The organism is Bombella intestini, from assembly GCF_002003665.1.
GTDB classification, from domain to species: domain Bacteria; phylum Pseudomonadota; class Alphaproteobacteria; order Acetobacterales; family Acetobacteraceae; genus Bombella; species Bombella intestini.
Genome location: NZ_JATM01000003.1, coordinates 42,344 through 68,545, shown reverse-complemented (window position 1 = coordinate 68,545; position 26,202 = coordinate 42,344). Strand labels below are relative to the sequence as shown.

Annotated in this window: 36 protein-coding genes; 22 read left to right on the top strand and 14 right to left on the bottom strand. The window is 54.7% G+C overall.

Going from position 1 to position 26,202, the window contains the following annotated elements; genetic code table 11:
* The 7 genes from AL01_RS05230 to AL01_RS05200 all read left to right on the top strand — a co-directional run bounded on the left by AL01_RS05230 (nucleotide 1) and on the right by AL01_RS05200 (nucleotide 4,943).
* Nucleotides 1–444 (top strand): phage tail fiber protein, encoded by a 444-nt coding sequence (locus tag AL01_RS05230; RefSeq protein WP_077396419.1) that lies wholly within the window; start codon nucleotides 1–3, stop codon nucleotides 442–444.
* Between the two features lie 12 nt (nucleotides 445–456).
* Entirely contained in the window at nucleotides 457–921 is a 465-nt protein-coding gene (locus AL01_RS05225) for a phage tail assembly chaperone (RefSeq protein ID WP_077396418.1), read from the top strand.
* Between the two features lie 123 nt (nucleotides 922–1,044).
* Nucleotides 1,045–2,223, top strand: coding sequence for a hypothetical protein (locus AL01_RS05220; protein WP_077396417.1), 1,179 nt, complete (start codon nucleotides 1,045–1,047; stop codon nucleotides 2,221–2,223).
* Nucleotides 2,224–2,244: 21 nt separating this feature from the next.
* A complete protein-coding gene (locus AL01_RS05215; protein WP_077396416.1) occupies nucleotides 2,245–2,937 on the top strand; it encodes a phage baseplate protein in 693 nt (230 codons plus the stop codon).
* A gap of 2 nt (nucleotides 2,938–2,939) precedes the next feature.
* A complete protein-coding gene (locus AL01_RS05210) occupies nucleotides 2,940–3,239 on the top strand; it encodes a phage baseplate plug family protein (RefSeq protein ID WP_077396415.1) in 300 nt (99 codons plus the stop codon).
* Nucleotides 3,236–4,267, top strand: a complete 1,032-nt coding sequence (locus AL01_RS05205; RefSeq protein WP_077396414.1) for a hypothetical protein — start codon at nucleotides 3,236–3,238, stop codon at nucleotides 4,265–4,267. The genes AL01_RS05210 and AL01_RS05205 overlap by 4 nt, the downstream gene beginning before the upstream one ends.
* Before the next feature lie 46 nt (nucleotides 4,268–4,313).
* Nucleotides 4,314–4,943: a Gp138 family membrane-puncturing spike protein gene (locus AL01_RS05200; protein ID WP_077396413.1), complete on the top strand. Its 630-nt coding sequence runs from the start codon at nucleotides 4,314–4,316 to the stop codon at nucleotides 4,941–4,943.
* Between the two features lie 4 nt (nucleotides 4,944–4,947).
* Here AL01_RS05200 and AL01_RS05195 read toward each other — a convergent pair whose 3' ends face one another.
* The 4 genes from AL01_RS05195 to AL01_RS05175 all read right to left on the bottom strand — a co-directional run bounded on the left by AL01_RS05195 (nucleotide 4,948) and on the right by AL01_RS05175 (nucleotide 7,167).
* Complete coding sequence (locus AL01_RS05195; RefSeq protein WP_143280702.1) at nucleotides 4,948–5,499, bottom strand: hypothetical protein; 552 nt, start codon at nucleotides 5,497–5,499, stop codon at nucleotides 4,948–4,950.
* Nucleotides 5,500–5,601: 102 nt separating this feature from the next.
* Nucleotides 5,602–5,970 carry a hypothetical protein gene (locus AL01_RS05190; protein WP_143280701.1) on the bottom strand — a complete coding sequence of 123 codons (369 nt, stop codon included), beginning with the start codon at nucleotides 5,968–5,970 and terminating at the stop codon, nucleotides 5,602–5,604.
* 122 nt (nucleotides 5,971–6,092) lie between these two features.
* Nucleotides 6,093–6,428 (bottom strand): hypothetical protein, encoded by a 336-nt coding sequence (locus AL01_RS05185; RefSeq protein ID WP_077396410.1) that lies wholly within the window; start codon nucleotides 6,426–6,428, stop codon nucleotides 6,093–6,095.
* Between the two features lie 292 nt (nucleotides 6,429–6,720).
* Nucleotides 6,721–7,167, bottom strand: coding sequence for a hypothetical protein (locus AL01_RS05175; protein ID WP_077396408.1), 447 nt, complete (start codon nucleotides 7,165–7,167; stop codon nucleotides 6,721–6,723).
* 60 nt (nucleotides 7,168–7,227) lie between these two features.
* Between AL01_RS05175 and AL01_RS05170 the strand changes: the two genes are divergently transcribed.
* Complete coding sequence (locus AL01_RS05170) at nucleotides 7,228–7,857, top strand: Gp138 family membrane-puncturing spike protein (protein WP_077396407.1); 630 nt, start codon at nucleotides 7,228–7,230, stop codon at nucleotides 7,855–7,857.
* Here AL01_RS05170 and AL01_RS05165 read toward each other — a convergent pair.
* Nucleotides 7,854–8,270 carry a hypothetical protein gene (locus AL01_RS05165; RefSeq protein WP_143280700.1) on the bottom strand — a complete coding sequence of 139 codons (417 nt, stop codon included), beginning with the start codon at nucleotides 8,268–8,270 and terminating at the stop codon, nucleotides 7,854–7,856. The genes AL01_RS05170 and AL01_RS05165 overlap by 4 nt on opposite strands.
* Before the next feature lie 44 nt (nucleotides 8,271–8,314).
* Here AL01_RS05165 and AL01_RS05160 point away from each other — a divergent pair, with 44 nt between their 5' ends.
* The 11 genes from AL01_RS05160 (at nucleotide 8,315) to AL01_RS05110 (ending at nucleotide 14,443) form a co-directional block, all read left to right on the top strand.
* A complete protein-coding gene (locus AL01_RS05160) occupies nucleotides 8,315–8,665 on the top strand; it encodes a hypothetical protein (protein WP_077396405.1) in 351 nt (116 codons plus the stop codon).
* Nucleotides 8,652–9,878, top strand: a complete 1,227-nt coding sequence (locus AL01_RS05155) for a baseplate J/gp47 family protein (RefSeq protein WP_077396404.1) — start codon at nucleotides 8,652–8,654, stop codon at nucleotides 9,876–9,878. Before AL01_RS05160 ends, AL01_RS05155 begins: the two co-directional genes overlap by 14 nt.
* Nucleotides 9,875–10,564 carry a DUF2612 domain-containing protein gene (locus AL01_RS05150; protein WP_077396403.1) on the top strand — a complete coding sequence of 230 codons (690 nt, stop codon included), beginning with the start codon at nucleotides 9,875–9,877 and terminating at the stop codon, nucleotides 10,562–10,564. Before AL01_RS05155 ends, AL01_RS05150 begins: the two co-directional genes overlap by 4 nt.
* The gene (locus AL01_RS05145; protein ID WP_077396402.1) at nucleotides 10,561–11,802 is read left to right on the top strand and encodes a hypothetical protein; all 1,242 of its coding nucleotides are present in this window, start codon (nucleotides 10,561–10,563) and stop codon (nucleotides 11,800–11,802) included. Before AL01_RS05150 ends, AL01_RS05145 begins: the two co-directional genes overlap by 4 nt.
* Complete coding sequence (locus AL01_RS05140) at nucleotides 11,802–12,419, top strand: DUF4376 domain-containing protein (RefSeq protein ID WP_077396401.1); 618 nt, start codon at nucleotides 11,802–11,804, stop codon at nucleotides 12,417–12,419. The genes AL01_RS05145 and AL01_RS05140 overlap by 1 nt, the downstream gene beginning before the upstream one ends.
* Nucleotides 12,420–12,430: 11 nt before the next feature.
* Nucleotides 12,431–12,664 carry a hypothetical protein gene (locus tag AL01_RS05135; protein WP_077396400.1) on the top strand — a complete coding sequence of 78 codons (234 nt, stop codon included), beginning with the start codon at nucleotides 12,431–12,433 and terminating at the stop codon, nucleotides 12,662–12,664.
* A complete protein-coding gene (locus tag AL01_RS05130; protein ID WP_241502714.1) occupies nucleotides 12,664–12,921 on the top strand; it encodes a hypothetical protein in 258 nt (85 codons plus the stop codon). Before AL01_RS05135 ends, AL01_RS05130 begins: the two co-directional genes overlap by 1 nt.
* 67 nt (nucleotides 12,922–12,988) lie before the next feature.
* Nucleotides 12,989–13,294 carry a hypothetical protein gene (locus AL01_RS05125; RefSeq protein WP_077396399.1) on the top strand — a complete coding sequence of 102 codons (306 nt, stop codon included), beginning with the start codon at nucleotides 12,989–12,991 and terminating at the stop codon, nucleotides 13,292–13,294.
* Between the two features lie 2 nt (nucleotides 13,295–13,296).
* Nucleotides 13,297–13,716, top strand: a complete 420-nt coding sequence (locus AL01_RS05120) for a structural protein P5 (protein ID WP_077396398.1) — start codon at nucleotides 13,297–13,299, stop codon at nucleotides 13,714–13,716.
* Nucleotides 13,717–13,760: 44 nt separating this feature from the next.
* Nucleotides 13,761–13,991 (top strand): hypothetical protein, encoded by a 231-nt coding sequence (locus AL01_RS05115; protein WP_077396397.1) that lies wholly within the window; start codon nucleotides 13,761–13,763, stop codon nucleotides 13,989–13,991.
* Between the two features lie 110 nt (nucleotides 13,992–14,101).
* Nucleotides 14,102–14,443 carry a YnfA family protein gene (locus AL01_RS05110; RefSeq protein WP_077396396.1) on the top strand — a complete coding sequence of 114 codons (342 nt, stop codon included), beginning with the start codon at nucleotides 14,102–14,104 and terminating at the stop codon, nucleotides 14,441–14,443.
* 15 nt (nucleotides 14,444–14,458) lie between these two features.
* Here AL01_RS05110 and AL01_RS05105 read toward each other — a convergent pair whose 3' ends face one another.
* The 5 genes from AL01_RS05105 to AL01_RS05085 all read right to left on the bottom strand — a co-directional run bounded on the left by AL01_RS05105 (nucleotide 14,459) and on the right by AL01_RS05085 (nucleotide 17,192).
* Nucleotides 14,459–15,076, bottom strand: coding sequence for a trimeric intracellular cation channel family protein (locus AL01_RS05105; RefSeq protein ID WP_077396395.1), 618 nt, complete (start codon nucleotides 15,074–15,076; stop codon nucleotides 14,459–14,461).
* Nucleotides 15,077–15,128: 52 nt separating this feature from the next.
* Nucleotides 15,129–15,569, bottom strand: coding sequence for a hypothetical protein (locus AL01_RS05100; RefSeq protein WP_077396394.1), 441 nt, complete (start codon nucleotides 15,567–15,569; stop codon nucleotides 15,129–15,131).
* Between the two features lie 124 nt (nucleotides 15,570–15,693).
* A complete protein-coding gene (locus tag AL01_RS05095) occupies nucleotides 15,694–16,047 on the bottom strand; it encodes a hypothetical protein (protein WP_077396393.1) in 354 nt (117 codons plus the stop codon).
* 19 nt (nucleotides 16,048–16,066) lie between these two features.
* Nucleotides 16,067–16,597 carry a hypothetical protein gene (locus AL01_RS05090; protein WP_143280699.1) on the bottom strand — a complete coding sequence of 177 codons (531 nt, stop codon included), beginning with the start codon at nucleotides 16,595–16,597 and terminating at the stop codon, nucleotides 16,067–16,069.
* Nucleotides 16,598–16,679: 82 nt separating this feature from the next.
* Complete coding sequence (locus AL01_RS05085; RefSeq protein WP_077396391.1) at nucleotides 16,680–17,192, bottom strand: GNAT family N-acetyltransferase; 513 nt, start codon at nucleotides 17,190–17,192, stop codon at nucleotides 16,680–16,682.
* A 469-nt stretch (nucleotides 17,193–17,661) separates the two neighbouring features.
* On the opposite strand from AL01_RS05085, the gene AL01_RS05080 reads away from it, so the two are divergent.
* Nucleotides 17,662–17,961: a hypothetical protein gene (locus tag AL01_RS05080; RefSeq protein WP_077396390.1), complete on the top strand. Its 300-nt coding sequence runs from the start codon at nucleotides 17,662–17,664 to the stop codon at nucleotides 17,959–17,961.
* Nucleotides 17,961–19,877 (top strand): PepSY-associated TM helix domain-containing protein, encoded by a 1,917-nt coding sequence (locus AL01_RS05075; protein WP_077396389.1) that lies wholly within the window; start codon nucleotides 17,961–17,963, stop codon nucleotides 19,875–19,877. Before AL01_RS05080 ends, AL01_RS05075 begins: the two co-directional genes overlap by 1 nt.
* A 34-nt stretch (nucleotides 19,878–19,911) precedes the next feature.
* On the opposite strand, the gene AL01_RS05070 is transcribed toward AL01_RS05075, so the two are convergent.
* The gene (locus AL01_RS05070) at nucleotides 19,912–21,048 is read right to left on the bottom strand and encodes an AI-2E family transporter (protein WP_077396388.1); all 1,137 of its coding nucleotides are present in this window, start codon (nucleotides 21,046–21,048) and stop codon (nucleotides 19,912–19,914) included.
* Between the two features lie 284 nt (nucleotides 21,049–21,332).
* On the opposite strand from AL01_RS05070, the gene AL01_RS09395 reads away from it, so the two are divergent.
* Nucleotides 21,333–21,497, top strand: a complete 165-nt coding sequence (locus AL01_RS09395; RefSeq protein ID WP_158075937.1) for a hypothetical protein — start codon at nucleotides 21,333–21,335, stop codon at nucleotides 21,495–21,497.
* Between the two features lie 73 nt (nucleotides 21,498–21,570).
* On the opposite strand, the gene AL01_RS05065 is transcribed toward AL01_RS09395, so the two are convergent.
* From AL01_RS05065 to AL01_RS05055, 3 genes are all read right to left on the bottom strand, one after another.
* Nucleotides 21,571–24,015 carry a DUF3772 domain-containing protein gene (locus AL01_RS05065; protein WP_077396387.1) on the bottom strand — a complete coding sequence of 815 codons (2,445 nt, stop codon included), beginning with the start codon at nucleotides 24,013–24,015 and terminating at the stop codon, nucleotides 21,571–21,573.
* 81 nt (nucleotides 24,016–24,096) lie between these two features.
* On the bottom strand, nucleotides 24,097–25,260 hold the full coding sequence (locus AL01_RS05060; RefSeq protein ID WP_077396386.1) for a glycerate kinase: 1,164 nt from the start codon (nucleotides 25,258–25,260) through the stop codon (nucleotides 24,097–24,099).
* 43 nt (nucleotides 25,261–25,303) lie between these two features.
* Nucleotides 25,304–26,095 (bottom strand): epoxyqueuosine reductase QueH, encoded by a 792-nt coding sequence (locus AL01_RS05055; RefSeq protein ID WP_077396385.1) that lies wholly within the window; start codon nucleotides 26,093–26,095, stop codon nucleotides 25,304–25,306.
* Nucleotides 26,096–26,202 lie beyond the last annotated feature (107 nt).

Here is a 26,202-nt window from a genome sequence, read left to right as displayed (position 1 = left end):
ATGTCCGGCAATGCACTCATCACATCAGCAGACGCCGTTTTTACCCTCACGGTCAAAACCCTTTTCAATGCCCCCATCACACTGGAAAACTGGGCAACAGATCATGGCTGGAGCGGGGCCCAGAAGCTGAAATTAGCCACAACCAGTCTCTCTATTGATGGCCGCCTCAATAAAGGGTTTGTCCCTTCGGCCTATCACATGACCCTCAATTTTTCGGCAGCATCCCGTTCTCTACCTGTTTTTGACGCCATAGCCACGGCATCCCGACAGGCTCGAACAGTATATGAACTAAACGGGGAGCTTCTGCTGCATGGGCTAGGGCGGCGTTTTACCTTCACCAATGGCTGTCTGACAGATTATGACCCTGTTCCGGCAGGGGACACCACGCTGGGCAACCGAAGCGTGAACATCACATGGGAAAATGTCCTCCCCGCGGGCCTGTAAGGCGAACACACCATGAAGAGCATCGAATGGACCCCTCAGGAAGGCCCTGATGCGGGCAAATGTTTTATCATTACCCGTATGTCGGCCTTCACAGCGGACCGCTGGGCACGGCATGTTGTCCGTGCCCTCGCCCGTGCTGGAGCCAACACACCACGGGAAGCCTTACAAAGCGGTATTGCTGGTCTCTCCGGCCAAAGCATGGCCCTGTTCGGCCATATGAGCGATGATGACTGCGACCGCGCTTTCTCTGGCCTGCTAGACTGCGTGACAATTCGCCGGGACCCTAACAACCGGGCCATTGATCCTGCACCGCTCATCGAGGCAGATATTACAGACCCCAACACATTACCCGCCCTGCGGACGGAGGCCTTTCGGCTGAATGTGGATTTTTTCAAGGCCGCAATTTACCAGATCTATCCTCTCATCGCCCTGCTGAGGGAGACACAGCCAGACGAGGCCCCCCCGCCTGCTGCGTAAACCTCTCCAGCCCGATGGCTTTTGTCATCAATGCAGGGTTAGCCACATTGCATGAGCTAAAGACCCTCTATGACAGCGAAGACATGTGGCTTCTCTGGGAAGTTGCGGCCGTGGAGCGCATAAATGGCCATTCTTGATACAATGATTGCCCAGTCATCACGGCTTGGCCTCCCAGCACAGCCCCGCCGGGAGCAGGATGCTGCATCCTTCCGGCAAGAGCTCATGGGGGCTTTAGCCCTTTTCACGGGAGGACGCTCTCTGGCCCATCCAGGCCGGAGAGACACCGACAAAACAGACCCCCATGTTACCGACACACCTCCTCCCGCCCTGACAGCAGCACCAGAGCCACCCACCTTCCGGGAATACCCCGAACATGCGGAACAAAAGCCAGCCCTTCAAGGGCCGGCTCCCCAGATGGGATTACTTCCCGTAACACAAGCATCTCAGGACTGGTCCACCCTGCTAGCGCACAAGGATCGCCTCACCCGTCAGGCCCTGAAAGAAGTAGAACCAACCCTGCAAAATGCCGAACAATCCCTGACCCGTTTCCTCCATCTTCAGGCACGACAGAGCGATAAAACACGCCCCAGAACGGACCCGGCCACTCTCCTTCAAGGTTTCTCTGCCACGATGACAGCCCGCAGCATTCTGGGTCTCCATGCTCCGAGCAATTCCTTTTCACCCCATGGCGAGATCAACAGACAGACATCCGCACCGTGTCTGCCTACCAGCATTTTAGGCCTTCACGCTCCGGGTAATTCCTCTTCATCCCATGGCGAGATCAACAGGCAGACATCCGCACCGTATCAGCCTACCAGCATTTTAGGCCTTCACGCTCCGGGTAATTCCTCTTCACCTCGTGACGACATTGGCGGGCAGACATCCACACCGGTTCAGCCAATCATGCCCCATCTGTCTACCCTGTCGCCTCATTTAATTGAGGCCACATCAGGGGAACGCAATGTCTCCTCTGCACAACAGGAAAATCCGCTGAAACGTCTGTCGCTAGTTCTAACCCATACAGAGCAGACCTTATCCCAGATGCAGCTTGATCCAAGCCCGACCTCTTCCTCTTTCATCCCGAATAAGTCAGCCTTTAACCAGCCTGCTGCCCAGCTTGTCAGGCATGTTGAAGCTACCCCTCGGTCACGCCATATCACGACCCATAATACGACCACCCATAGCCCAAACATTCACATCACAGTGCAGGCTGGCCATAGCAGACCGCAGGATATTGCCCGGGCAGTGGAAACGAGCACTATCCATGCCCTTACCCGTCAGACACTCACCCAAACCGGATGAATTTTCCTACAGGAGTTGCCCATGTCCACCCTGACATCTCTTCGGGCCTCGGCTTCCGCCTTTGGTGGCGCAGCATTGGAAAACTGGGCTGTACAGCGAGCTGCCCGCCAATGGGGCATATTCCATCGCCCAACAGCAGAGCAATCTAGCACCACTACAGCATCGAGTTTCAATCGCTCCTCAGACGGGCCATTCAGTACCCTATTTGGCCAAGCTCCCAAACGAGTTCTCTCCGCTGCTCATGTTGAATCCCTGCGGGTAGATGAACAATCCGACATCTGCACCGCTCCACAAGAAAACGGCACCTTTACGAGCTACAATAAGGTGTTTTCTCCCTACAGAGCGGTGATCCGCATGATCTGTGATGGATCAGAAACAGGCTCACTAGGAGAAAACATGCTGCCGGGTTTCATACGCAGTGTCATCGGTCTTGGGCCTGACACAGTGCGAAAGGACTTTCTAGAAACACTCTCACGCTTGGTGAAAGACACGAACCTTTACTTTGTTGCCACACCGGAAGGAATATACCAAAACGCCAACATCACCGGGTACAGCTTTACCCGCACGGCTGAAAATGGTGTGGATGTCATCACCGCCAATATTACTATTCAAGAAGTCCGCCAAAGCAGCACATCCCGCTGGGCTGGAAGTCGATATCCCCAAGGCGCACAAACCCGCAATACTGGCCCTGTCTCACTCCAGACAAAGGGATAGCTATGATCTATACCGTCCCGCTTCGGCCTACAGCAGCCCAAAGTTTGACCTGTCCAATCGCCGGACTGCAATGTCAGATATGGCTTCGGCAACTTGCCACAGGGCTGTATCTGGACCTAACAGCCGATACCATACCCCTTCTGCGTGGCATTATTTGCCAAAACGCCACCGATCTCATCCGCAATCCCGCAAGCCTATTACCCGGTCGCCTGTATTTCAGCGATACACAGGGCCATGATGACCCTGTTTTTTCCGGCTTAGGCTCCCGTTTTCTGCTTCATTACGAAGACGATACATCATGATAGCCACCACAACACCGAGCTTTACCCGTAAACAAATTAGCGTCACCTTCTTCGTACCCGGACCAGATGGCTCTTTCGACAGTTTCACGGTAGGTCAGGGGCACGCCATACAGGCCATCATAAAACATGCAGGCTTTACCACGGGTTCCGAAGCGGAGGTCAGCATCAAGGGGCTTTCCCACGCAGACAGAAACAGTCTCTCCATCATTCCCGATCATCCCACATGGGACAACCTAAACACGACAACAGCAGGCAAGACCGTCATCACTATTCAGGCTGGTGACGAAGGTACCCCTCTGGCCATCCTGTTCACTGGCACGATCGACAGGGCCTATACGGATTATGACGATCTAGACATTCCCTTTCATGTCCACGCCATGACAAGCACCATTCCTGCGTCCATTCTGCCACAAGCGAAAGGCTATGACGGCCCTCAAGATGTCACCACGCTACTGGAAGACATATGCCGAGATGCTGGATTTCAGCTTCTGGACCACGGCGGATGGGAACGCCATGCAAGCCTGACAAATCATTACAGATGGGGAACAGCTCTAAACCAGATACAAACCATCCTGACAGCTACGAAAGGAATCTTCAGTTTTTCACCTTTTAGTCCTATAAAAGGTGAAAATCAGATAATACCAATGGCCAATGGTCAGAAAGCCATCCCCTATAAAGGCCTTCTGGAAATATGGGGGCCGACATTCACTGGCCTTCCACAAGTCGGGCAAGAACAAACCGTGCCTATCATATCCTCCAAAACAGGTATGATCGGTTATCCCCGTTACAGCAGTTCCGGCATTTCCTTAACAACACTTCTACGACCGGACATTACCTTCTGGCACCCTCTAATGCTGGATAGTACCTACCTGCCTATCTCCCCAGCAGAAACCGGCATGGTCGGCACCCCACCGTGGAACGGTTTGTGGCTGGCAACATTTGTCTGGCACGACATAAGCACAGAGACCCCACATGGCCCCTGGCATACACATATGGACTGCATCCGCACCACCTTAGGCAAACGGTAATGCCCTCCCACACCCACGCCTAAATACGCCTCACAGGGAAGCTTTTATGCCCACTACAGCCACGCCCTATCTCCTGCGCTCCAATACGGGAAAAAACAGCCTAAAAGGCGCATTGGATTCACTCATTGCCAGCCACATCAACCAGCTTGGCCCTTCCATGCTCGTTCAGGTAGAAGCCGTAACTGCCAGTGCGGCGTCCCTTACAGGCAAAGTCACCGTGCGCCCCATGGTGCAGCAACAAGATGCGCTCTCCCGCCCCCTGCCGCATGATATCATCCATAATGTACCCTATCTACGCATACAGGGCGGAAGCTCGGCTCTCATCATCGACCCCAAACCGGGGGATATAGGTTTCATCATTATCTCAGGGCGGGACCATACACATGCCGTTACAACCCGTAAGCCCGCCCCGCCTGCCTCATTCCGGCAATTTTCTATGCAAGATTGTGTCTATGTAGGAGGCTTCCTCAATAACGGGCCCGACCAGTTCATTCAGGCTACGGACCACGGCTGGAGGATCGTGACACCGGGTTCTGTCACCATAGAAGCCAGCCACATTGAAGCCAACTGCGACATTACTACTTCTGGCGATGTCCGCGCAGGTGGCATTTCGTTAAAACAGCATGTCCATGGCGGGGTTCAGACTGGAGCGGGGGCTAGCGCACCCCCGCAATAAGGCATCATTTCGGGAACGGCATATGCCCATGTGCGGCAGTCTGTTCCAGCTCATGCACGAACTCGCTGCCACGGTCATAATCAATATGACCAGCACCCCCTGCCCATGACATGCTCACGGAATTACTAGCTGACAGAGCATCAAACAAGGCACGACCTTCCATCTCGGAAATGTAGCCTCCCCACTGCGAGCCACGATTGATCGTGCCAGTATAATGGAAGCCTTTCACCTCATACCCGTTGGAGAAATGAATGGTCAAACCCGGCTGAGGGACTTCGTGCCCCTTGAGAACGAACATGATGAACACATCTCCACCCCGGCGTGGCGAAATGGAAAACAGAACATCTTTCTCTGCCAAAAGCGCTGTCAGCGTATGGTCCAATTCCAACGTCTGCCATTTGCCAGTCTGCCCCAGACGCTGGCCGCCATTAGGAGAAACACCAACCGCCGCCACGCCATTGGTTGTCACTGTTCCATCCTGTGACACTTCCAGCGGGGCTTGTGCCCATGCCGATTTCAGACCACCACCCAGCAGCATCAGGCTCAGGCCCGTCATGCATAATGTTTTCCGCATCATCACTTTCCTTTCCCTCATCCTGCCAGAATAAAAGGACAGGGTAACGGGCCACCCCTACCGGGTAAAGCCGCTGGCCAGATCTTACCGTTCACAGATTCCAGAATTTTCAACATAGACAACCAACCGCTGGTCACTCTGTAACAGAGCAGCTGAGTTGCCCTTTGCGTCCGCTGTTAACTGGCGAATATACTGGGCACAAGGGGAATGAGGGCGATGAGCAACAGCCCACAGGCCATCCCTTACCGTCTCGGCAGAAAGCCCAATACGGCGCAAATTCTCTTCATCCGTCAACTTTTCCTGCTGGTTTGATGCCTGATGGCTCTCCACTCTGGCACTATGCAAAGCCTGAGACAAAGTTCCTTTGACTTCCGGCATATGGCTTAGTTCATCTGCATTGGCCACTCCGACCCATACAGCAGCAGCTACAACTACAAAAAGAACATGTTTCATAAAGCAAGGTTCCCGCATTATGCCTCAAAAAGTGGAAACGGTAGCGCATACCGTCCCCCTCTCCAATCTGGCTCCAGCATGTAGGGCTGGCAGTCTGACAATTTTGTGGCTGAGTGTTGCCCTCAGGGCATTTTCATCCCTTCTGGGTGGTCCGTAATTGTATCATCACTAGCCAAATCGGGCTTGTAACAATATTTCGGCACGTTACCCGGTCCATCATCAAAATATCTCAACAAGTGAATCACCGCATCATAGCAATTACCTCGCCTTTTATTGACCAATACGTCATAGGCGTTATCGGCAATCCGCTTATTGGAATAGGCCTTATGCAGGAATTCATCAGCCTTGGGGGGATCAATGGTGAAAGACCCATCCTCATTCCTCAGATAGATAGCCTCGGCCCGTGCCGTACCGGACAAAGCCAGCGCAAAAACGGCAAACAGCACCAGATGTTTCATGCCCCTATTCCTATTCTTTCCTGAAAAATGGCGGCTCCCACCTCGTTGGGAATGGGCACCGAATCTGACGACTGAACCTTGTACCATCAGGCTCTATAATGAAAACCATACTCCACAAGCCTGCGGAAGAGCCTATCTCTCCTCCAGCCTCATTCCGTCAGCTTTCTATGGAGGACTGCGTGTATGTGGGGGAGTCAATAACGGGCGGGAGCCGTTCATTCAGGCAACGGACTGCAGAGCATGTATCGCTAAAACAGCACACGCATGACGAGGGGAAGACGAAACTACCTTCTTAATCGAGGTTCTTCTTCTCGCATGTCCCCGAGTGTTCGACTGAGATCACGAGCTTGTCGTCATAATCAGGGCGATCAAGGCCGTTGTCGTAATCTGCTGTGAGCTGGCGCACCCAATAGGCGCAGGCCGAGTTTGGCTTGTGCCTTGCGGCCCATACAGCCTTACGAGCAGTGCCCGGGGACATGCCCATCTGGCGAAGATGCACTTCTGTTTCAGCGGACAGGCGAGCGTCAGCTATGCGCCTCGCCTCCTGCACCTCTGCTGAATTATTAATGTCGTCTTTTGGGTCTAATTGAGAACACCCCTTAGCCCCGCAGGAGAATCCGGTTTTAAGCCAGCTCTCGGGAACGCCCATAGACTTGGCGAGTGCTCTCTGTGCGTCATCAGCCCAAGCCGCGCCAGACAGCCCAATAAAGGCGACTGTGAGAAGGAGGAAGTGTTTCATGGTCATCTCCCGTGATGTGTGCGTCCATCTAAGCCATCAGAGCAACTGAGGGGAAGCCCCATGACAGAAAACACCAACGCACCTTACTGGAACCGGTCCAGCCCCAACCTCGACATCTCCACGATCATAAACGGACGGATTCAGGACCATATCCGCAAGATCGGCCCCTCCATGTTGGTGCAGGTGAAGGCGGTACACGCTGGGCAGGCCTCCATCACTGGCATGGTGGATGTGCAGCCGATGGTCCACCAGCAGGACAAACAGGGCAAGCCCCACCCTCGCCAGATCATACACAATGTCCCCTATCTCCGCATCCAGGGCGGTACGTCTGCCCTCATCATCGACCCCAAGCCGGGCGACATTGGCTTCATCGTCATTTCTGGCCGGGATCATACACATGCCGTCACCACACGGCGGCCCTCTGCCCCTGCCTCGTTCCGGCAATTCGCCATGCAGGACTGCGTGTATGTAGGTGGCTTCCTCAACAACGGGCCGGACCAATTCATTCAGGCCACAGATGGAGGATGGCGCATTGTGACGCCGGGGGAGGTCTCAATCGAAGCCACAAAAATCACGGCAAACTGCGACATTGAGACCAGCGGCGATGTAAAGGCAGGCGGCGTCTCGCTCAAACAGCATACGCATGGAGGTGTGCAGTCCGGGGGTAGCAGAACCGCACCACCTTCTTAATCGAGGTTCTTACGCTCGCAAGTGCCAGAGTGTTCGATAGAGACCACAAGGTCTTCATCGTACCCTCCCCGGTCGGCCCCGCTATCATAGTCAGCAAGAAGCTGATGAACATATCTGGTACATGCACTTCCCGGCTTGTTTTGCGCCGCCCAAGAGGCTTTTCGTGCTGTGTCAGGAGACATGCCCATCTTACGAAGGTGGATTTCACCCTCCGCTTGCAAGCGTGCCGCCGCAGCTTCCACATCATCTTTACTGGCTTGGTAGGCGTGCCCGTAGCTCCCATCCTCTTTGGCTTCTTTAATAGCGGCGGCTAACGCAGGATCATGCTTGGCCGCTTCTTCCAAAGCGCCTGCCCAAGCCGTTCCTGCCAGTCCCAACACAGCAGCGGCGGCGGTGAGTAGGTGTTTCTTCATATAAAATTCCTCCATCCACAGCACGCTACCTTAGAGTCAATCCGATGAAAACCCTCTCCCTCACCCCTGACTGGGATCTGACACTGGACAGCACCGGCAATCTGGTCGTGCTGACGGACAAGGCGGCCATCCTGCAAGACGTATGCTCCGCCGCCCGCACATGGCTAGGCGAGGTGCTCTACGACACTGGGCAGGGCATCCCTTACGACACGGACATTCTCCGCTCGGACGTGGACCTCTCCTTCTATTCTTCGGAGATCGAGGATGCCGCCATGTCCGTTCCCGGCGTGGCAGCGGCAACCTGTCACCTCGCCAATCCCACCAAAGACCGCCAACTAACCGGCGTCATTCTCGTAACCTTTAGCGATGGGAGCACGGACTATGCCCAGTTCTGACGCCACGACCAATGTCCCAGCCCCCTCCCTCACCGATGCGGGCTTCACCGCTCCTTCCGAGCAAGACATTCTTGCCGGGGTGCTGGCCGACATGAACGCCGCTCTAGGTGGCGGGGCCAACACTGCCCTATCCACCCCACAAGGGCAGATCGCCCTATCAGAAACCGCCATTCTGGGCGACTTTCTGGGGGCGATGATCGCCATATTCAATGGTGTGGACCCGGCATCATCCTCTGGCCGGATGCAGGAAGCCATCGGGCGCATCTACTTTATGGAACGCCGCCCCGCCACGGCCACGACCGTTACGGTGCAAGCCAGCGTGAACGCCCCCGGCCAGACCATCACGGCGGGAACAGTCGTAGCGCAGGGCAACGATGGCAACATGTATGTGGCTCCGCAGGCCATCACGCTGCCACAGTCTGGCATGGCCAGCCTCGAGCTTGCCTGCCAGACAGCCGGGGCCATCACCTGCCCTGCCAACAGCTTGACGCTCTATCAGGCAGGCCTTGGGATAGCATCCCTCACCAATGCGGCCCCCGGTGCCACAGGGACCGATACCGAAACCCGTGCGGATTTTGAGGCACGGCGTCAAGCTAGCGTGGCGGCCAACAGCATTGGGCAGAACGCTTCCCTCATGGGCGCACTTCTGGAACTTCCCGGCGTGACGGATGCCTTTGTGACGGACAATCCATCACAGGCAGACACCATCCAACAGGGTGTGACCATCCCGGCGGGGTCTCAATACATCCTTGTCGAGGGTGGGAACCCGGCGGATATTGGGCGGGCAATCCTCAACAAAAAACCCCCCGGCATCCCCACCATCGGGACACAGATTGTCACCGTGCAGGACACCAACCCCGTCTATGTGGGCAACCAGCCGTCCTACTCCTTCCACTATGACCGCCCCACCCCGGTAGCTGTTTATGTAGTCATGGAGATTGCGGCCTCGGATGCCGTGCCTTCCAATGCGGCGCAGCTTATTCAGCAAGCCATCGTGGCGTATCTGACGACCGGGGAAAACCGGATCAGGCTGGGCAAGACCCTCTATGCCTCTCGCCTTTCGGCTGTGGTGGATGGGCTGGGCGACTGGGCAGAGGTGCTGACCCTGACCATCGGCACTGATCGGAACGCTGGACAGAACCGCATCACCCTGCCCATCAACCAGCTTCCCACCGTGACGGCTGATACAATCAGCGTGCAGGTGGTGGCATGATCGACATTCGGGAAACCATTCTTGCCCAATATGCCAACAGCCCTGCCCTCACCGGCATTATCCAACGCTTCAATGCGGCGGCGGACCCAAGGCGGCTTATTGAGGTCTTCCTTCATGACGTCTGGAACCCCCTTACCGCCACCGGATGGGGGCTGGATGTGTGGGGGCGCATCGTGGGGGTTGGCCGTGTCATCAAGGCGGAACTGCCCCAATTCATTGGCTTTGATGAAGCCGATGACGGGTCTGAGTCAGCACGGCCCTTTAATGACGGGGTGTTCTATGCTGGCAAAAGCATCACCGAGAATTATGCCCTAACGGATGATGCTTTCCGTCAGCTTATCTTTGCCAAGGCAGCAGCGAACATCTCTTCTGGTTCCATCGCCGACATAAACCGCATCCTCATGCTCCTATTCGGGGGAAATGGGAAGGTCATTTATGTGGATGAAGGCACGGCGGCGGGGGATTATTTCGGCTTTTCAGAAGCCCGCATCGGAGCGGACAGCCCGCAAACATTCGAGAATGGCATTTTCTTTACCGCCTCATCCCTAGGCACTGCAGGCGGCACAATGACGATATGCCATAGCTGGGACCTTACCCCTCTGGATGTAACGCTCATTCAGCAAAGCGGTGCCCTGCCCCGCCCCGCCGGGGTTCATATTCTCTATCAGCGAGTTCATCTATCATGAAGCAGTCTGACGTTAATCATCTGTTTGCCGTGCCGTGGGCAGCGCAGGCGGATAGCTCTACCATCGCCTCTATCCCGACAACGGCAACTGCCATCGGGCGGGCCAGCATGGCATTAGGCTTTCCCAAAAGCACCATGACACCCATTGCGGCGGGCGGCGTGCCTCCCTATGGCGAGGACATGAACGGCATCTTGTCGATGCTATCCGTTGCTGCCAGAGCATCGGAAGCGGGGCTTCTTCGTCCGTTTTCCGCTGACTTTGCCAACGCCATCGGAGGCTATCCGGCGGGGGCTACTGTGGCCCATCCGAGCATCTCCGGTCGTTTCCTGATCTGCACACAGGACGGCAACGAGAATGACCCCGCCTCCAATATGGCGGGCTGGGCCGATCCTTTAGCCGGCCTTGCTTCCGCCAGCAGCGTTCAAAATCTAGTGTCTGGAGTATGGGGTGCTTCCATCAAAGATGGCGATAGGCAGGGTGTTGGCTTATTCTGGCAGGGCGTCTCGCAAGCACCATGTTTCGTCCGACTGGAATCTGACGGCTCAACCCCCTTTACAGCACTTGTGACCCGAGCGCAGATTGATTCATGGCTGTCAGGCTATGCCTCTAATGCGGCTCTGGATGCCGCAAAATCCTCCCTGAACAGTGCAATCGGTGCCGAAACGAACCGAGCACAGGCCGCTGAGAATGGCCGTGTCGCCAAGGCTGGCGATACGATGAATGGCAATATCGTATTCAATTCCGGGAACCAGTTTGCAAACTGGGCGGCGTCCCCACAAAGCATCTATCAGATTGGCTCGGCAATTATGTCCATCTGGGGGCAGGTGGACGGGGCGGGAAATATTCAGCTCGTTCTAGGCGGAAACAACCCCGGCCAACCCTACCAGACACCGTGGATTTTCAACCCAAATAAACGAATTGCGTTCACGCCGTCTGGCAACGTCCTGATGGAGAGCGGCGATACATCTGCTCCCAGAATGCGGCAGTGTTTCCGGGTTCAGGCCAAAATTGGTGATCTTATTAGCTGGCCCAAAGCATTTTCTCGTCCCGATGGGGTCTTTGCGACTTTCACATGTGCAGACAGCGGAAATGGCCGGACGCATTACGTCAATTACGCCCCCGGGATTACTCCAGGACAATTTAACGTTCTGATTTCTGTTCTTGCGTGGGACGGCAGCTATATGGTCGGCGAGAAAAACCCCATCACTATTGATGTGACTGTAGAAGGATACGCCTGATGTCCGATAAAGCACTTACGCAAATACCCGCCTATTATATCGTCCTGAAATCAGGATCGCCGCAGATTATCGGCTGGCAGACGCTCTGGCACGATGAAGGATCAGCAGTTCCTGACTACGCCGTCCCGTCTGGATACGAGGCAGTCGTAATCCCCGACATGACCGCTGACCTCTGGGCTGATTTTCAGCAGAACCAGAATGGATGCAGTGGGGGATTGGCCTATGAAGGCGGGAAAATCATCCCCTATAGCCCCCCTGCCACGCTTTCTGGACAGCAAGCGGCTCTAGCGGCTCTTTCCGTACAGAAGAAGGCCCTTGGGGTATATTTCCAGCCTTCCGCCGCTTCTGCCCCCGTGCTGTTCCCCTCCAGTGACACTGCATATGCCAACGCCCTCCAACAGGCCCAAGTGGCACAGTTGGGAGCGTGGACCGATGGCACGGCGTGGACACTGGCAGATGGTTCCTCTGTCCCCATGACGGGCGATGACGTGACAGCATTGTTCAAGAAATTGGCGAAGTACCGGGGGGCCTGCCAGACCCATGCCGCCGCTCTAAACACCACGCTACAGCACGATCTGAACGCCGACCTAACGGCGGGCTGGCCAGATAATCACTGAGAGAACGCCTCATGAACCCCTATTTTGCAGGTGGCTTCTTGCTCACAATGATGAGCTTTTGGGTCGGGTTGATCTGGTATGGCAACCGGGCGGGTCGTAATAGCGCCAATGTGGATACAAGCCAGCGTGACACAGCCAATGCCAATGCTGCCACACAGGCCACGCAGGCCATGCTTAATGCTCGCACCAATGGCATCCGTACCGATACTCAGCTGCGTGATACGCTGGATAAAGGAAACTTCTGATGCCTAGATGCGATAAAAATACATCCACTCTGGCAGCAGGGGCACTGGCCACCGCCATTATGTGCGCCTTGCTCGGAGGTTGCGCAATCCAGCCGACACTCAAGCCCCTATGCCCGCCCCTTGTGGCCTATGGGCATGAGCAGCAGGCATCCCTTGCACAGGAGTTGCGCACCCATCCTGACCTTAAAGAAGCGCCGCTCTTCCTCGCTGATTACGCCAACGAGCGTAACGAATTGCGGGCTGCGTGCAAATCATAAGCGCTGCCTCTCGCAACAACCATGATGGCCGCCCTCTGAGGCGGTTTTTTTATGCCCAGAGGATATAATGACCGATAAGTTTATCGGGCCACCGCCGCCGTTTGTAACGCTGAATGAACGTGTTGCAGCATTGGAGGCAGTACAGGCCCGCCATGATGACGACATCGCAAAGCTCAGTACCAAAATCGACAATCTGGCTTCTGAGTTCCGAACTGGCTTTACCGCCTTAAGCAATCAGATCCGAGAGTCCAGTTCTTCCCGGTCCAAAATCGTCACCGCTGCCATATCGGGTGGGGCGGCTATAGGGGGCGGTGTCGCTGTTGGCCTGTACCAGATCATCCATGCCTTATACCCACATTTTTTCGGAGGCTAACCATGTCCGCCCCACCCCGTGGCATCCGCAACAACAATCCGGGCAACCTCAATTTCGCTCATCAGGCCGGGGCCGTTCTGGAACCCGGGCCTAATGCCCGCTTTGCTCGCTTCCCCACCGCTGAGGCGGGACTTGAGGCCCTGCGTGACCAGCTCACCCGCTACATCGTGCGGGACGGAATCGACACGGTGGCGGGCATCATCAGCAAATGGGCACCGCCGACCGAGAACAATACCGCCGCCTACATCCGGGGCGTGGCGCACGCCCTAGGAACAGAGCCAGACGACCGGCTTGGGCAGCCAAACCCTCGCCTTATTGAGAGCATGATGAACGCCATCATCCTCTTTGAGAATGGCCAGAACCCTTATGGGGACCTGGTCACACAGGTGGCTAATGAGATGCCGCCGACAAAAATGGTCTGATTCCGCCGCCTTAGGGCGGTTTTCAATTTTTGGAGATATTATTAATGGACCTCACCTCTTTCCTCACATCCATCCCTGCCGGCATCCAGACCTATGCGGCGTCCCTCATCATTATTTGTAATCTGATGACGGTATTTATCCGCCCGCCTGCCGCCGGTTCCCGCTGGGTGCTGCCATACCGCATCATCTCTGCTCTGGCCCTCAACATCGGATGGGCCAGAAACCATCTCCAGCCGGGACATCCGGAAAAAGAAACATCCCATACATCTTCCTAAGAAGAAAATGGCCGCCCTCTTACCACGGGCGGCCCCTCCTTCCGAACCTTCTTATTATATACAACATCCTGCTATAGCCTGACTGAACTACCACATCAGGTCACCCTACCATGCCGCCTCTTCTGGTCTCCTGCCTTCTTTACAGCCTCGCAGCCCTTGCCGAGATTGCGGGCTGTTTTTCTGCATGGGCCTGGTTACGGCTAGGAAAAACACCACTTTGGCTATTACCGGGCAGCCTGTGTCTTGGTCTGTTCGCCGTTTTACTAACCTTTAGCCCTGCCGATCATGCCGGGCGAGCTTATGCTCTTTATGGGGGAATCTATATTGCCATCAGCCTGTTATGGGGCTGGCTTGTAGAGAAGACAGTACCGGATATGTGGGACATAGCTGGAGCCATCTTATGTCTCAGTGGGGCTATGCTTATCCTTCTAGCACCCCATGGCCGCAGCTGAACCACCACAGCCCCGTTAAGACCGATAGCTAAAACGTGGCAACGTCCAATTATATCGGATGGAAAGCAGCCGAAAGCTGATGCCAAAAACCATAGAAACAATCAGCTCAATAGTGCTGTTATCCACGATATGGGAACAGCACAAAAAAACGACCCCTGTGCTAACAGAAACCGTCCCATACAACTCGGACCGGAACAACAAGGGGATATCATTACAAAGTATATCCCGCAGCACCCCGCCCATGCACCCCGTTATCATGCCGGAAATGATGACACAGACCACAGATAGATGTTCTGTCATGGCAACCTGACAGCCCATCACTGTAAAAACGACCAGACCGATCGCATCCAAAAATAGGAACAGCTTACGCAGCCTATGCATATGCTGCGCCACCATGATAGTGGCCAGCGCAGCAAAACCGGTGATCAGCGGATAGCTCGGATGCTTCACCCACGAAAGGGGATAATGGTTAAGCAACACATCACGGATGGACCCGCCCCCTAGAGCCGTAATCCACCCCAGCAGAAACACCCCGACAAGGTCCATCTCCAACTTCCCTGCCAAAAGGGCAGCTGTCATGGCCTCAGCAATGATAGCAATAATATACAGCGTGGTATAAAGATCGAAGGTCATGCTGGGGTACCTGCCATGCGCCACTCTGCCAGAGAATTATGTATTCCTGTGATTAGCGAACAACCAGCCGCTTATAATTGGCGAATAGGACATGCGCATCATCCTCCCCAAAAGGAGTGCCTTTCTTCAGGCAAAGGATAAAACGATTCATAAACCGCATGGAAGCTAACGTGTCATTAGCTGCATCACCGTTAAACTTCACCATCAAACGATTGAAATCACCATCAACCGCATAATAGCGTTCAGATGAAAAGCACTCACAGAGGGCATGGAACTCCTTCTCCATGGAGCTAACCATCTGCCTATAAAACTGGTGAGAGGCTTCAATCTCAGAATAGAACGCCTCATGCCGAGGCTCTACCCGTGGATGAGCGGTGGGGAATGGGGTCAGGTCCTGTGAGAAGAGCTCATGCTTGGAAAGCCGCCCGATCTTCTTCCCCAGCTGGCGCACTTCCGCCTCGTAGCCGAGCAGACTGTAAACTGAATCAACCATAGAGATAGCCTTCCCTTCTGAACCATCACATCCTCCCATCGACCAGCGGATATGACGTGACAGACTATATAATATTGCAGAATGAGTAACATATCTGCCTGTCTGACAGAATGACTTTCCTACATCAGTTGGGGTAGTTCAACGACCAGCAACGGGATGTTACGACATTCTGGTCCGTTTCCGGGTCTGGCATCGTCAAAGCACAAAGAACTGTACTGCCAGCCGTAGCATTCTTCCCCTCACGAGAGAGAACCAACACTTCCTCACCCCCTGCCTGATGGGCCGTGATAACATGGTAATGCTGGTTCAGCAGAGTTTCCAGAGAGTCCACTAACGGTACCATCCGGGTCGGCACAGCCAGAGGGCTATAGGGTGCCTTAATCCCTGAAGCAGGCAAAGCTAAATCAGCCGCTCCGGCCCCAACAGGAGCCATCAGGCAGACAAACCAAGCTAAACCATATTTCCTGAACCAGCGCATATCCTGCTTCCCTTTGCCCTCAGAAAAGTTTCGCCGCAATGGCGTTGATCTGTACCGTCCCCGTAAAATAACGGTTAGCAGGCAGTGCCCCTGCGGCCTGACCATTATGCAGCTTCAGAACACCTCGTACCCTTGTAAAGATAGATGCCGTATGGTCATGGGACATCCGGCTCAGGCTGGCAGAAATCACGTAACTTAGAGTCCCATTATCGTACCCACCACCATTGCCGTGGGATAGACGTACCCTCATACGATACTGGCTGAGCCTGTACCCACCCTGCCCAATGGCAACTGTCTTCTGCTCCTGCTTCTGCCGGATATTCGGGCCGAGCTGGGTTTTCAGCACATCTGTCGCCGAGCTGTTACCGGCCACAAGTGCTGTTGGGGACAACTGCGCCTGCACCTCATAGACACGATCCAACCCTTCCGCCTGAGCGGCACCGGCCAGTGCACTCATAGCCAGAGCCATCATCCCGCCATACAGGCCGACTTTTCTACATTGTGCGATCATCAGTCTCATCTGCCATGCTCCCTCATGAACGTCCGTCATTTTGTTTCCTACCCGAAACAGGAATCCACACTCGCATATCATATCATCCATGCAAATCAGGATTTTGAGAGAATACGGGGAATCACTCCGGGCTGAGGCGGTCATCCAAAAGAATCTGCATGAAAGTCAGATCCAACCAACGCCCGAACTTGCAGCCGACCTGTCTGCACTGCCCAGCCACCGAAAAGCCCAGCCGCTCGTGAAGGCGAATGGACCCAGTATTGCCCGATTCAATCCCAGCAACCATGGCATGATACCCCCGCTGGCGGGCTTCCTCCAGCAGAGCGACCATTAAGGACTGCCCAATCCCGGCACGCTGTCTATCCTTATGAACATAGACAGAATGTTCCACCGTATGACGATAGCCATCCCATGCACGCCATGGCCCAAAAGTAGCATAACCGACTACCTGATCGGCCTCATCAACAGCCACTAACACTGGCAGATCGGCCTCTACATGAGTTTTCAGCCACGCAGCACGGTCAGCAACATCTACAACCCGTTCATTCCATATAGCCGTTGTCGTGCTAACAGCATGGTTGTATATCCCGGTGATAGCAACGAGGTCCTTCTCTTCTGCCGACCGAATTTTCATAATCACACTCTCTGATTCCCTTGCACTGGCAACCAATGCAGCGCACTCTATATTTTTCACAGAGACCCAGAAAAAACCATTCCTTTATTACGAAAAATTAATTACTGATCGTTGAAAATAAGTCTCCCGTTACCCCGCCTTGGAGAACAAAGTCATGTCGTCCTCCTACCACTTTCTTTTTCAGCTCACGGTCACTGCTTCCCTACTCATCGGCTTTGCAGCGGCGGGGCCGCTTAGCGGTTTGCGTAAACGCCGTCCGTTCCGGCGGCAATAAGCCAAGCCTGACAGCACGCTAGAGCAGAACGGTTCATTAGGGACCTCCTATATCCTGTATAAATTATACATGTTTGACGCTTCTTTAATACTTCCCGTAAAGTCGAGCCTGTAACTGGGGTAGTTCCGGCCACCATGTGTCTTCCCTCATAGAGAGAGAATCGACGGGTCGGATACAGGCAAAGCAGGGGGGAGCATGAGACCGGAGGTCGTAACAGAGCCTGTCTTCTTCTGGGGTGGATTGCTGGCCGGGGCTATTTGGGCCGTGCTTCTATGGATGCAACTCCCCGGCCAGCCCCCTCGCCCTGAAAAATTAAACCGTTCAGCAGCTATAGTCGGCCTCATCTTGTCCGGCGGGCTGGCATGGATACTGTGGGCCCATGTCTTTGGGGTCATCCCTGCTTTCTTCTGCCTTGGGGGATGGAGCATGGCGATGCTGTGCATTGTACCTATTCTCTGGGCCGTTCTTATATCTAATCAGTCTCGCACCTCCTGATGCGGCGCAGTCCGGACAGAACAAACCGTCCCTCCTCCCCTCCACGTCCACACTCTCCCGCCACACTTTGGCTACGGCTGTTTATCGGCGGCGCAGCAGCAGCCCTCTTCATCGTAGCGTCATGTTGGGCTGACAGAGAATTCGCCTGTTTTCAGGCTTATGGTGTTACGGGCTTTTTCCTGCTGATGACGGGGGCCTGTCTGGCAGGGATTACAGGGCTGACCCTATCTATCGGTTTTGGAGACAGCCAAAAACTCCAGCATCTAGCCATCCGCTACCGCTCCCTACATGGGTGGATCGGCATTTTGACAGGTAGCATGCTGTCCATGAGCTTTCTGGCAGGCACGCTAACCTTGTTCGCTGCACCACTCCAACAATGGAGCCAACCCTCCCTTCCAGCACATAGTGCCATTCCACTAACGGACATACCAACCGTACTTGATAAACTCCTCGGGCCCACACCCGATACCATGTCTTCGCCTTCCTCTGGTCTCCATTACAGGCTGACACTTAAGACTCCAGACACCGCCAACCTTAGCTTCCCTATGGGACCAGACCTGCCACTCAGCCTACCAGCACCCCACATTCTTGTTAGTCAATCCGACACTCAGGACACCTCCCTTTACCAGCTCACCCCCTCACCGGTTCCTGCTTTCATAGGGGGGCTCCATCGCCGTCTGGGACTCCCTCTACCAGAAAATCAGGCCATGCCTTTTGTCGGCGTTGTCTGCTTCCTCTACGGGTTAGCTTTGTTCTCCGGCGTGATTCTACTTCTGCCAGGCATGTGGCGAACCCTCATGACTGTTCGCCTACAAGGACATGCCCGCCGTCTCTGGCTTGACCTGCATAGTCTGCTGGGCCTCTGCTCTCTACCTTTTCATCTCATCATCGCACTAACAACAGCCCTCTTTGCCTTCTCCCCGCTGCTACATTCTTTTTCTGCAGGGGCGAAGCCTCATGTCACACCTCATAGAACTGCCGAAACAACACCCATATCGTCTCTTTTGCCACCAGACAGGGCCCTCATGTACCTCCATGGGCTGGCTCCAGAATTTCATCCCCTTATGCTGGATTATGTCCTCTCCCCCCATGCCATAGACAGTCATGCGGAGCGTCTCGCTCTCCATGCCCCACTCTACAGCGCCAATGGCGACCAAAGCCTGCCCCCCACAGAACAACCCTACCTGCTGGCAGAAGGAACAGACCCCCACAACCCGCTCATCGGCAGAGATCGGGGAGCTGTCCTACTGGACCCTAAAACGGGCGAGCTAATTGATAGCCAGAACCTTCCCAGCCAGCAGACACTTGCCCGCCGTATCCTGACATGGTGCCTTGCTCTCCATTTTGGCAGTTTTGGGGGCGAATTCGTCCGCTGGCTCTATGTTGCCCTAGGCCTATGTGGCGTTGGATTTTTCCATACGGCCAATCAGCTCTGGCTCAATACCCATCGCCGCAAAATCCCGGGGAGAACAACCCCCGTGGACACACCGGCCACTTTTTGGCTGGGCCGTCTAAGCGAAGGAACACTACTAGGCTGTCTGCTGGGCCTGTGCAGCATCATGGCTATCAGCCCCCTCATGACGGACCTGGCCCCCATCACCCATCTCTCCAGTATTACACCGCCAGACATGGAGCACACCTACCGGCTTATTAACCTATCATATTACGGCATTATGGCCCTGACACTTACCATCTATTGCCTGCTGCCTAAGCACATCTGCCGAGGGACCGTGCTAGCTCTAGCCGCCCTGTGTCTTTCCGGAGCGGTCACAATCGTGGCCTTGCGTCATACGGCGTTGCAATCCCCCCTTTCCGCAGAACTGACCATCGCTTTCAGCGTCGCCAGCTTAATCCTCTGGGTAGGAGCCTTGCACACGTTCCGGCTCTGGAGACGGAATAGCCCCGTCGGCAGATAAAACCTACCAGCGGGGCCATTCTATCTAATACCTCTTACTTGTCTGACAATTGAGCCTCAGTTGAGGTCCCCTCTTCCTCTTCAGACGGCACTCCCGCCCATTCCCGGATCATCGTTTCCGTTAGGTAAAGAAGGGTCGGACCAATAAAGACGCCCGCAAACCCAAGTGTTGCCAACCCACCAAAGGCCCCCACCATAATGATGATAACGGAAATCCGCACATAACGGCGAATAATGAGCGGCTGGAGGAAATTATCCCCTGCTATCGCCACAAGAGCAAATAACAGCATGATGATGGCGTGCATCAACGGTGCTGTGAAATACAACCACACGGTACTAAGCAGCAGCACCCAAGCACCACCAAATTGCAGAACGCAGGAAATAAACATTACCGCTGCTACGACACTCCCCATCGGCATACCGGCGGCCATCAACCCAACCCAACCGAACAGGGATTCGAGAATGGCCGTAAGCGTGACACCAAGCGCAACACCCCGTGTCGTGATCTCAGCTTGTTTAAGAAGGGCACGTCCACTCCCTCCTCCCAGCTGGCTGCTCACCTTCTCCAGAAGAACAATGATGCTCTCTGCACGGCTCAGAAGCAGCACCATAACAACCAATGTCAGGACGAATTCCAGCAAAAGAGACCCAAAACTACCTGCTGATGCCAAAAGTACATGCAGTATCTTCTCAGGCGGTGGGATGACATGTCGCAGCAAGCCCGGCAGGCTATTTTCTCGCAAATGATCCCAGAACGGGATGATATCTCCCCCCACATAAGGGATGCGCCCCACCCACGCCGGGGCTGCGGGGAGCTGTAGGGAAGGCAAGATTGTGATGAAATGTGAAACAGCATCCACATGCCGAGCGAAAATGACGATCACCAACACGGCAGGGAGGAAGAAGATGATTATAGCTGCCAGAATGGTGAAAAATACGGCGGCGGACCGACTACCAAAGCACACAGCCTGCAAGCGCAGAACCAACGGCCAGAGCGTAACAGAAATGGTCGCACCCCAAATAATGGGGGGCAAAAAAGGATGAATGATCCACACCGCCGCTAAAAGCAGCAACCCTGCCATCAGAGCCGTAAGGACCGGCCTTACCGGACTAACAGCAGCTTCGGCTGCAGCCTCGGCCGAAGTAAAGAGGTTCCTGAAACGTGTTATCATGACCTGTCCTGAACAAGAGTGAACCTATTTATGCCTCTCTCCCTACGAGAGAACCGAAATTCACATAAAAAACCTTCGAAGGCCACCGCAGGCTCCCCATAAGTCGCCAGCCTCTCAACATACAAAAAGATAGGGCATATCCAACGATCGGATAGGATAGTTACGATCTTTTCACCTGTACCTCGTGACCTGAACATCCAAAGGCTGCTAAAAGGCTACATGAGAATGCCAGTATGATACCCCATCCGGCATTACCAATTCACCCCATGAAAGGATTTACCTGCATGTCTCAGAAAGAAAACATCGTCGCCCGCAACATGACTCGTGAAGACCTGATCTTCGCTCTGGTGCAGGACGTGGTCCGCATCGAAGGCCCGAACACCAAGATTGACCGTGCTTACCTTCTCAAGCTCGTGACGGAAATTGCCCGTTCTGTCGACGGCAAATAAGATCAATCCGCACAGCGGTATAACAAAGGCCAGAGTGCTTAATCACTCTGGCCTTTGTCGTATCTAGCAAGAGCTAAGACGCATTGTCAGGGGACGCTGTCAGCGTTACCTGCGGCACCATCAGGCTGATCCCTTCCTGACTGAACCTATTCAGTACATCAGAGACAACCGCCGTACGTGTGGTATCGCTATTGGTACCGCGGGCTATACAAATTGCCAGCGTCGCCGCAACCCTATCCCCTATACTATCACCCAACCAAACCTGCGGAGCTGGGTCACGCAGAACATCTGGCTGATCGGCAGCAACAAGCATGAAGAGTGCCTTCACTTTCTCCACATTCACGTTGGTCGGTACCGCAAAGACAAGCTTCAGCTTCAGCGGGTTAGTCCCTGCGCTGTAATTCTGCACATTTGCCGTGATGAACTGGGAGTTCGGCACAATCAGCGTTGTTCCGTCACTCAACCGGATATCCGTTGCACGGACATTCACACGCTGAATTACGCCAGTATTGCCACTAATGGTGATCTTATCACCCGCCTGAGCTGGTCGCTCAGCCAACAGAATAAGACCGGAAATGAAGTCCTTAACGATGGACTGCAGACCAAAGCCGACACCAACCGACAGAGCACTGACGACCCATGTCAGATTCTGGACGGAAATACCGATCATAGCCAGCAGTTTCAATCCAGCAGCGATCCACAACATGTAGGTCAGAATGCTGATGATGGATGTCTGCGCCCCATTATCCAGCGATGTGACCGGAAACAGGCGTGTCTGCAACCATTGCTGCAAGAAACGTATGGCGTAATACACGCCGACAAGCAGCAGGGCCGCACCTACTATCGTACGAGGCGAGAACGGTACGCCAAAGAAGATGCCACCGCCAAAAATCTGCTGTAGCTGCCGCCATGTGCCAATAAAAGAAACGCCGTTCCTACCCTGCAACAGGGCAACGAACACCATAATAAGACTCAGCCCAACCAGAGCAGTTGTGATGACCTCCAACTGTGCAAGACGACGAGCACTCAACTCCAGTTCAGTCCACAGCCTGCCGAGGCGACTCTGAGGCGAAAAGAGAAACTGGGAAAAATCCCTCCATGCCTGCATGAGCAACATGACAGCGCCAAAGGCATAGAGCAGTGTCAGCACCCAGTCATTCATCAGAAAAGCGAAAGAAATATACCCGCTTAGAACAGCAACAATCGTCACACCCAGCAGCAGGGCAGACACCCCGTGCAAAGGTATATGCTGGATTAGCACGGCACCAATGTCCTGCCCCGTGCCACTACCACCACCAACATCGCTGAGAGCGGCCCCATTCTGCTGCTCACGCTTGCTAGAACGGCACGTCAGATACAGCAGAACCGCCGTGGACAGAGCGAAAGCTCCTTCCAGCACCGCATCATTCCCCGGGCTGACATCACGGCTGACCTCCGCTGTCCGCAAAGCACCATAAAACAAGATGCCGCCGCCAAGGAGAAGACTGCACGGCAGGCACGTCTTCCCCAAAAGCCAACGCTTGAGCGAAACACCAGCGCCAATGATAAAACCACATACAGGCAAAGCTTGTGTTAGGTATTGCCCTTGTGCAACGGGCACACCATCATTGCCAAAAGCAATAAGCTGCCAGCCCTGCCACAGCAGTTCTGCCAACACGCCACACAACACGCCAGCCAATACGCTACCTAAAGCCTGCTGGGTACGGATGACCCTCCCCCAGCTTGCCTGTTCCTTAGCAGACGTAAGAACACGAACTGCCAGCTGCCGTAGCCCAAAGCCAAACAGCATGACCAGACAGCCAATACCCAGAACACCGAACAAAACATTCAGTTCGGCACGGCCTATATCGCGAAAGGTCGCATAACCATCAGAGAGGGCACTCCGCCAGAAACCGACACTCAGTGGAGAATCGACATGCCGGACCAACGCACCCTGCTGCACTCTGCGACGCAAATCATCCAGCTGGCCTTCAAGCTGACGAGTCTGAAGGTCACAGACACGCATACGCACCTGTAAGGCAGCAATCCCCATAGATGTCTTACGGGCAATAACACGCTGCCGGGTTATGGACGCATCCTCTCCTTCTTCGGCCTTGTCACCTAAGACCTTCAGCAAGGAACTAATAGAGCTGTCATAAGCCTGAATCTGTGTCATTCCGCTGGTCACATGCTGACGAACTGTCAGCACCTGCTGTGCGTAAGAATCCAGCACCCGACCAACCGGTAATCCTTTAAGGCCACCCAGCGCAGCACCGACATTCCGCAATGTGGTCTGATCTTGGTCTAGCTGCGTCCGCAGCGTAGTCGCTACCCCAGCCCAACCGAAATCACCTTCCGGCTGTCCCAGAACAAGAGGTGCTGTTGCATTACCTGCCGATGCCCCGCCAGAATCAGCTTTATCAACTTTTGGGGCGGGGTCAGAGGCTGCAATGCCCTGCACAGGAGCCGCCAGAATGGCAGCCAGCCCTAGGCCAGCCCCCACACCAGCCATGATCCGACGAACAGAATAACGCTTCATAAAACCTGCTTGTTTCCAATATCTGGATATGTGTCTGCTGAGTTACGCAAGCACGAGAATATGGTGGAGTTATGTTACCTTTCAAGGTCGGGGAGGCAGACACCGCCCCATCTCGATCCCCATCCGTAGCGCAGCGGCGACATTTTCCGATGTCCGGCGAATATTTTCACGAGCCTGTGCCAGAACATCCGCCAACGCTTCGGGGCGAGGTACGGTATCAAAAAAAGCCCCTATGCCAACCCGGTGCATCCTGTCCACTCCCTCCCCTGTAGAGCCAACAATGGCGATAACCGGCCGACCATGAGCTCTGGCAACCTGTGCAACACCCATAGGGGCTTTACCATGTGCACTCTGCTCATCCATCCGCCCCTCCCCGGTAATGACAAGGTCCACATCCCTAAAATAGGTATCCAACCGGAGCTGATCTGACACAATTTCCACACCGGGCCGCAACTGGGCATCCGTAAAGGCTAGAAGGCCAGCACCTAGTCCTCCCGCTGCACCAGCTCCGGGCACCGCCGCCACATCTTTTCCGCAGTGCTTCAACAAGATACGGGCATAATGTGCTAATGCTTCATCCAGACAGGTCACATCCGCTGGAGTGGCTCCTTTCTGGGGACCAAAAACATAGGATGCACCCTGCGGCCCCGTCAGAGGACTCGTTACATCACAAGCACCTTCCAATGTAACACTCGCCAGCCGCCTATCCATGCCAGAGAGGTCCACATCGGCCAAGCGGGCCAAAGCGGCCCCACCAGGTGGTAACTCTTGACCGTTCTGATCTAAAAACCGCGCCCCTAAGGCTTGAGCAAAGCCGGCACCTCCATCATTCGTCGCACTGCCACCCAGCCCTAGAATAATATGCGTGCATCCTCTGTCCAAAGCAGCACGGACCAACTCCCCAACCCCGTAGGTTGTTGTCCGTAGCGGATCGTATTCTTCTGGCTTCAGCAATGGGAGGCCCGCTGCAGCGGCCATCTCTATAATGGCCGTCTGCCCATTCCCACTGATCCCCCAAAAAGCTGGCACTGGTGCCCCCAGAGGCCCCGTAACGGAACACCGCACAAGCTCGCCATCTGTTCCCTGTACAAGAGCCTCCACGGTTCCTTCACCGCCATCAGCCATAGGTAAGCAGAGATAATCAGCTTCGGGGAACACACGGGAGAAACCCGCTTTTATCTCTTCAGCCACATCCAGCGGGGGCAGACTCCCTTTGAAGGAATCACAGACAATTGCAATTTTCATGCTGTCCTCCTTCCCGCAAGATGCGCTGCGAGTGAGGAAACGTCTAGTCTTCCTCGCCGTAAAACTCCTCTCCCAGCACAATGGCTGGACGGCCTTTGGAGCGGCGAAAATTGTTCGTATCCCGCAAGGAATAGGCACAGCCACAATATTCCTGCTTGTAGAACCGCTCCCGCTTGCTGATCTCAATCATACGGGCAGAGCCGCCACCTTTGCGCCAATTGAAATCCCAGTAAGACAGTCCTTCATAAGGGGCTACCGCCCGGGCACCGCAATCATTGATCTGGGCCATATTCTTCCAACGAGAAATACCCAGAGAGCTGGTCATAACCGGGAAGCCATGCTCATGCGCATACAGGGCGGTACGCTCAAAGCGCATATCAAAGCACATCGTACAGCGTATGCCGCGTTCCGGCTCCCATTCCATGCCCTTCGCCCGTGCGAACCAATTATCCTTATCGTAGTCAGCATCCACAAAAGGAATATTATTCGCCTCAGCAAAACGGACGTTCTCTTCCTTGCGTAGGAGATATTCCCGTTCTGGATGAATGTTCGGATTATAGAAAAAGATGGTGTAGTCGATGCCGGATTCCGTCATCGCTTCCATCACCTCACCAGAGCAAGGGGCGCAGCAGGAATGTAGCAGAACCTTCTTCTGGCCCCCCGGTGGCTCAAGAAACGCTCTGCCAGACGGTGTCAGCGGTGCTGACTTGCGGCGTTTCTTACGGGCAGCATAGCCCCGCTCCCTACCGGAAGCCTCCTCTGCTACGGAGCCCTGCACCTCATCACAAGCCGAATCATGAAGGGCTCCCTGCTGGTCTGTCCGATCATGGCTCATTCGTGGTTTCCTCTGTCCGATCATCAGTGCAGAACCGGCCTCCGGCCGGAACACTTGCCCGCCATACAGGGGAGATGCAGGCCTGTCGAGAAAAACCCCTTAAGCCT